Here is a 5,286-nt window from a genome sequence, read left to right on the forward strand (position 1 = left end):
ACCCCGGCCGGGGCGCTCGCGGCGGGCGGCGGGCCGGCCGCGGTGACGCGGGAGCCGGAGTCCCCCCTGCCGAGCAGTACGGCGGCGCCGATCCCCCCGACGACGGCGACCGCGACACCCGCCGCGATCACCCGGTAGACCACCCGCATCGGCAGGTCGCCGAGCCCCTTGCCGGAGCCGGGGGGTGGCGGGGGCTCGGGGACCGTGATCTTCGGCAGCGGAGTCGTCTCCGCCTCGGCTGCTACGTACGACGGTACGGCTTTCGTCCCATAGTCCCCAGGTGACACGATCGGGAGCGTACGGCATATCGGGGTAATTCGGGTGCGTTCCCCATCACACTTCGGGAACGCCCGTACGCAGCCAGGGCGCGTCGGCGACCACCGTGGCGCTGCCCGGTTCGATCTCCGTGAAGCCGGCGTCCCGCACCACTGGAAGGCCGCCGCCGGCCAGATCGGCCCAGCTCCCGGGCGGGGCCGTGCGGACGCTCACGGCGAGACCGCGCTCCCGCCAGGCGGCCCGGTCCTCCTCGCCGGCGCCCCACCATGCGAACTGGGCGCCGTGGCCGGCCTGCGCCATGGCCTTGCCGGCCGTCATGTCCAGGTGAGGGTTGACCCAGAGCACGGGGACGTCCGGATCGGGGACGGGCGGCGGGGCGGAGTCGCCCAGCTCGGTGCCCGAGACCTGGAGCCGGGACAGGTCCTTGGGCCAGTCGTCCAGCCGCACCGGGGGGTGCACCCGGACCTCGGCCGTCCCGGCCGTGACCGTGATCCCGGGAAGGGCGAGCACGCGCCGCCACTCCGCGCCGCGCGCCCGGCGCACCACCTTCCTGATCCGGCCGTCCTGCCACTCCTCGATCTCGCCGGCCCAGTCGTCCTGGTCGAGCATCCGCAGGACCGCCGTCGCGGCCGCCTCAAGCGCGTCGGTCCGCTCGGGCGGGGCCGCGCGTTCGATGCGGACGACGAGGGGGAGCACGCGTTCTGTCACCCGACCAGGATCGCAGCCTCCCTGGGCCGCTCCGCACGGGTCACCACGCGGGACGACATGAGGGCGGCGAGCAGGCACAGCAGCCCCGCGCCGTACCAGGCGGCGTCGTAGTTGCCGAGGTGGTCGCGGGTGACGCCGGCGACGGTGGCGGCGATCGCGGCGCCCACCTGGTGCGAGGCGAACACCCAGCCGAACACGACCGCGCCCTCCGCCCCGAAGATCTTCCGGCACAGGGCCACCGTGGGCGGCACCGTCGCCACCCAGTCGAGGCCGTAGAAGACGATGAACACGAGCATGCTGGGATGGGAGGTGGCCGCGAACAGCTGCGGCAGGACCAGCAGCGACAACCCGCGCAGCGCGTAGTAGACGGTGAGCAGGACCCGCGAGTCCACCCGGTCGCTCAGCCACCCGGAGGCGACCGTGCCGACGATGTCGAAGACCCCGACGAGCGCGAGCAGCGAGGCGGCGGCGGTCTCCCCCATGCCGTGATCGTGGGCGGCCGGGATGAAGTGCGTGCCGACCAGGCCGTTCGTGCTCGCGCCGCAGATGGCGAAGCCCCCCACGAGGAACCAGAACGACCGCTTCCTGGACGCGGACCGCAGGACCCGCAGCGCCCGCGCCGACGCCCCCCTGCCCGGGGTCCGCACGACGGGCTCGGCGGCGCCCAGCGCGGTCAGCCCGAGCTCCTCGGGGGTGTCGCGGATGAGGAACCACACGAGGGGGACGACGGCCAGGGCCGCGCCCGACACGGTGAGGGCGGCGTACCGCCAGCCCTGCATCTCGGCGAGGTGCGCCAGCACCGGGAGGAAGACGAGCTGGCCGGTGGCCCCCCCGGCCGTCAGGATCCCCGTCACGAGCCCGCGGTGCCGGACGAACCACCGATCGGTCAGCGTCGCGGCGAACACCAGGGCCATCGAGCCGGTGCCGAGCCCGACGAGCACGCCCCACAGCGCGACCAGCTCCCAGCTCGCAGTCATGAACACGGTCAGCCCGCTGCCGGCCGCGACCAGCGCGAGGGCGCACGTGACCACCCGGCGCATGCCGAACCGGTCCATCAGGGCCGCGGCGAACGGCGCGCACAGGCCGTACAGCATCAGGTTCACCGAGACGGCGAGCGAGATCGTCCCCCTGGACCACCCGAACTCGTCCTGCAGCGGAGTGATCAGCACGCCCGGCGTGGCGCGGAAGCCCGCGGCTCCGAGGATGGCGACGAAGGCGGCGGCGGCCACGAACCAGGCCCGATGAAGCGATCTCATGCGCCCATCCTGGTGGGGGGGATCCGCCCCAGCCAGTGGCCCGAAAGCCAATATGTGAAACAATCGGGCCATGCATCGCGTCGCCGTCCTCGTGCTGGAGGACTTCGCCACCCTCGACCTGGGCGTCCCGGGGCAGGTGTTCTGGGCCGCCGAGGACGGTGGGCCGCTCTACGAGGTGGTCACCTGCACGCCCGACGGCGGCCCGGTCCGCACGCGCGCCGGATACAGCGTGGTGCCCGACCACGACCTCGGCGTGCTCGCCACGGCCGACACCGTGGTGGTGCCGGGCATCCACGGCGGTCCTCCCATCGAGGACGGCACGCTGGACCCGCGGGTGCGGGACGCGCTGCGCGAGGCCGCCGGGCGGTCGCGGCTGATCTCCATCTGCACCGGCGCCTTCGTCCTGGCCGCGGCCGGGCTGCTCGACGGCCGGCCGGCCGCGACACACTGGCGCAACGCCGACCGGTTCCGCTCGCTGTTCCCCCGGGTGCGCCTCGATCCCGAGGTCCTCTTCATCGACGACGGCGACCTGCTCACCTCGGCCGGCGTCGCGGCCGGCATCGACCTGTGCCTGCACGTCATCCGCCGCGACCACGGCAGCGAGGTGGCCAACCGGACGGCCAGGCGTTGCGTGACCCCGCCGTTCCGGGAGGGCGGCCAGGCGCAGTACATCGAGCGCCCCGTGCCCGACCCCGCGGGGACCACCACCGCGCCCACCCGGGCGTGGATGCTGGAGAACCTGCACGAGCCGCTGGACCTGGCCGCGCTGGCCGCGCACGCCAGGATGAGCATCCGGACGTTCACCCGCAGGTTCCGCGAGGAGACGGGCCTCAGCCCGGCCAGGTGGCTCACCCGGCAGCGGGTCGAGCACGCGCGCCACCTGCTGGAGACCACCGACCTGCCGGTCGACCTGATCGCCCGCAAGGCGGGGTTCGGCACGGGCGTCTCGCTCCGCCAGCACCTCCACGCCGCCGTAGGCGTGCCGCCGCTGGCCTACCGGCAGACGTTCCGCAGCCCCCTCACCGAGGCCGGTCGTCCAGGGGCCGCAGCCCTTCGATGATGAGGGTGATCAGGCGGTCGGCGCCGTCGGGTGACCGCTCGGTCGCCACCGACACCCCGTGGACCAGCTTGAGCAGCTCGCCCACCTCCAGGTCCTTGCGGACCGCCCCCGCCTCCTGCGCGGGGGCCAGCAGCGCCTCGCCGGCGGCGTTGATCTGCTGCCGGCACGCCGCGAACAGGTCCGACTCCTTGCCGAGCGTCGCCATCAGCGCCCGGTTGAGGCCGCGCTTGGCCACCGCGTGCGCCAGCATCGACCGGATCCAGCGCATGAGCGCCTCCTCCGGCCGGCTCCGCTCCGCCAGGTCGTACGCCTCCTGGGCCAGCGCCTCGATCTGGTCCCGGTAGACCGCCTCCTGAAGGGCCTGCCGCGTGGGGAAGTGCCGGTAGAGCGTGCCGATGCCGACCTCGGCCCGCCGTGCGATGTCCTCCAGCGGCGCGTCCGGCCCCTGCTCCTCGAACAGCACCCGTGCCTCGGCGAGCAGGCGGTCGTAGTTGCGGCGCGCGTCGGCGCGCATGGGCCTGTTCATGGCAACACCCTTGCGAAGCGGAGGTCGCCTCCGTATATTCCTTTACCGGAGGTTACCTCCACTTAATCCCTCGGAGGCTCGTTTGTCGACGCTCACGGTATCCCTTCGCGCGCGGACGCACACCCGCCTGGCGCTCGCCGTGGTGGTGACGTGCCAGCTCATGATCGGCCTGGACTCGACCATCGTGACCATCGCCCTGCCCAGGATCCAGCAGGACGTCGGGTTCTCCCCCACCGGGCTGTCCTGGGTGATGAACGCCTACCTGCTCGCCTTCGGCGGCCTGCTGACGCTCGGCGGCCGGGCCGGGGACATCCTCGGCCGGCGCCGCGTCTTCGTCGCGGGCGTCCTCGTCTTCACGCTCGGCTCACTGATGGGCGGGCTCGCCACGGCCGCCTGGGGACTGCTGGCCGCGCGGGCCGCCCAGGGGGTCGGGGCCGCGGTCGCCGGCCCGAGCATCCTCGCCCTGATCGCCACCACGTTTCCCGAGGGCGCGGCCCGCAACCGCGCGATAAGCCTCTACTCCGCCGTCACAGGGGCCGGCGGCTCCATAGGCCTGATTCTGGGCGGTCTGCTCACCGACACGACGTCCTGGCGCTGGGTGTTCTTCGTGAACGTCCCGATCGGGCTACTCGTGGTCGCGCTCGCGCCGCGCTTCATCCGCGAGCCCGACCGGCACCCCGGCCGCTTCGATGTCGCCGGGGCCGTGACGGTGACCGGCGGAATGGTCTCCCTCGTGTACGCGCTGGTCACGGTCGCCGACGCCGGCTGGCGCGAGGCCGCCCCCGCCTTCGTCGCGGCGGCGGCGCTGCTGGCCGGGTTCGCCGCCGTGGAGACCCGGGCGCGGCAGCCGATCGTGCCGCCGGCGCTGCTGGCCGACCGGGCCCGCGCCGCCGCCTACCTCGTCCAGTTGCTGCTCGCGGCCGGCATGTTCGGGTTCTTCTTCCTGATGACCCAGTTCGTCCAGCTCGTCCTGGGCCTGGACCCGCTGCGGGCCGGGTTCGCGTTCCTGCCGATGGCGCTCACGCAGTTCGCCGTCGTACGGGTGGTGCCGCGGCTGCTCCCCCGGTTCGGCGCCAGGGCCGTCATCGTCGCCGGGACCACGCTGTCGCTCGCCGGGCTCGTGTGGCTCACCCGGGTCGGGCCCGGAACCGGGTACACGGACGGCCTGCTCGGGCCGATGCTGCTGCTCGGGATCGGCGGCGGGCTGTCCTTCATGCCGCTGAACGCGACCATCCTCGCGGGGGTGGGCCCCCGCGAGTCGGGGGCGGCGTCCGGGCTGGCGCAGACGATGGTCTGGGCGGGCGGGGCGCTGGGATCGGCCGTCCTGGTGACCGTGTTCGGCACAGCCATGCGCGACGGCACGCTCGTCGGCGGCATGGCCGCCGCGTTCGCCGCCGCGGCCGTCTTCGCCGCGCTGGCGCTGGCCGCCGCGGCGCTGGCCATCCCCGGCCGAAGGGGCT

Annotated in this window: 5 protein-coding genes and 1 pseudogene; 2 read left to right on the forward strand and 4 right to left on the reverse strand. The window is 74.0% G+C overall.

Features of this window, described 5'->3' with window-relative positions:
* The 3 genes and pseudogenes from MPTA5024_RS42810 to MPTA5024_RS41435 all read right to left on the reverse strand — a co-directional run.
* Window positions 1-287 (reverse strand): annotated as a pseudogene (locus tag MPTA5024_RS42810) (hypothetical protein); the annotation flags it as partial.
* A 46-nt stretch (window positions 288-333) separates the two neighbouring features.
* Window positions 334-984 carry a peptidyl-tRNA hydrolase gene (locus tag MPTA5024_RS41430; RefSeq protein WP_036330656.1) on the reverse strand — a complete coding sequence of 217 codons (651 nt, stop codon included), beginning with the start codon at window positions 982-984 and terminating at the stop codon, window positions 334-336.
* Window positions 981-2,240, reverse strand: coding sequence for an MFS transporter (locus MPTA5024_RS41435; RefSeq protein ID WP_036330658.1), 1,260 nt, complete (start codon window positions 2,238-2,240; stop codon window positions 981-983). Before MPTA5024_RS41435 ends, MPTA5024_RS41430 begins: the two co-directional genes overlap by 4 nt.
* A 70-nt stretch (window positions 2,241-2,310) precedes the next feature.
* Here MPTA5024_RS41435 and MPTA5024_RS30330 point away from each other — a divergent pair, with 70 nt between their 5' ends.
* Window positions 2,311-3,300, forward strand: coding sequence for a GlxA family transcriptional regulator (locus MPTA5024_RS30330; RefSeq protein ID WP_051458851.1), 990 nt, complete (start codon window positions 2,311-2,313; stop codon window positions 3,298-3,300).
* Here the strand turns inward: MPTA5024_RS30330 and MPTA5024_RS30335 are convergent.
* Window positions 3,260-3,826: a TetR/AcrR family transcriptional regulator gene (locus MPTA5024_RS30335; protein WP_036330660.1), complete on the reverse strand. Its 567-nt coding sequence runs from the start codon at window positions 3,824-3,826 to the stop codon at window positions 3,260-3,262. The two genes, MPTA5024_RS30330 and MPTA5024_RS30335, sit on opposite strands and share 41 nt — an antisense overlap.
* Before the next feature lie 82 nt (window positions 3,827-3,908).
* On the opposite strand from MPTA5024_RS30335, the gene MPTA5024_RS30340 reads away from it, so the two are divergent.
* Window positions 3,909-5,286, forward strand: a 1,378-nt coding sequence (locus MPTA5024_RS30340) for an MFS transporter (RefSeq protein WP_232326703.1), incomplete at its 3' end; no start/stop codon positions are given.

Source organism: Microbispora sp. ATCC PTA-5024 (assembly GCF_000511135.2).
Classification (GTDB): Bacteria; Actinomycetota; Actinomycetes; order Streptosporangiales; family Streptosporangiaceae; genus Microbispora; species Microbispora corallina.

Coding starts and splice junctions, on each gene's coding strand:
- MPTA5024_RS41435 (WP_036330658.1), bottom strand. CDS start 2,240: ATGAGATCGCTTCATCGGGCCTGGTTCGTGGCCGCCGCCGCCTTCGTC.
- MPTA5024_RS30330 (WP_051458851.1), top strand. CDS start 2,311: ATGCATCGCGTCGCCGTCCTCGTGCTGGAGGACTTCGCCACCCTCGAC.
- MPTA5024_RS30335 (WP_036330660.1), bottom strand. CDS start 3,826: ATGAACAGGCCCATGCGCGCCGACGCGCGCCGCAACTACGACCGCCTG.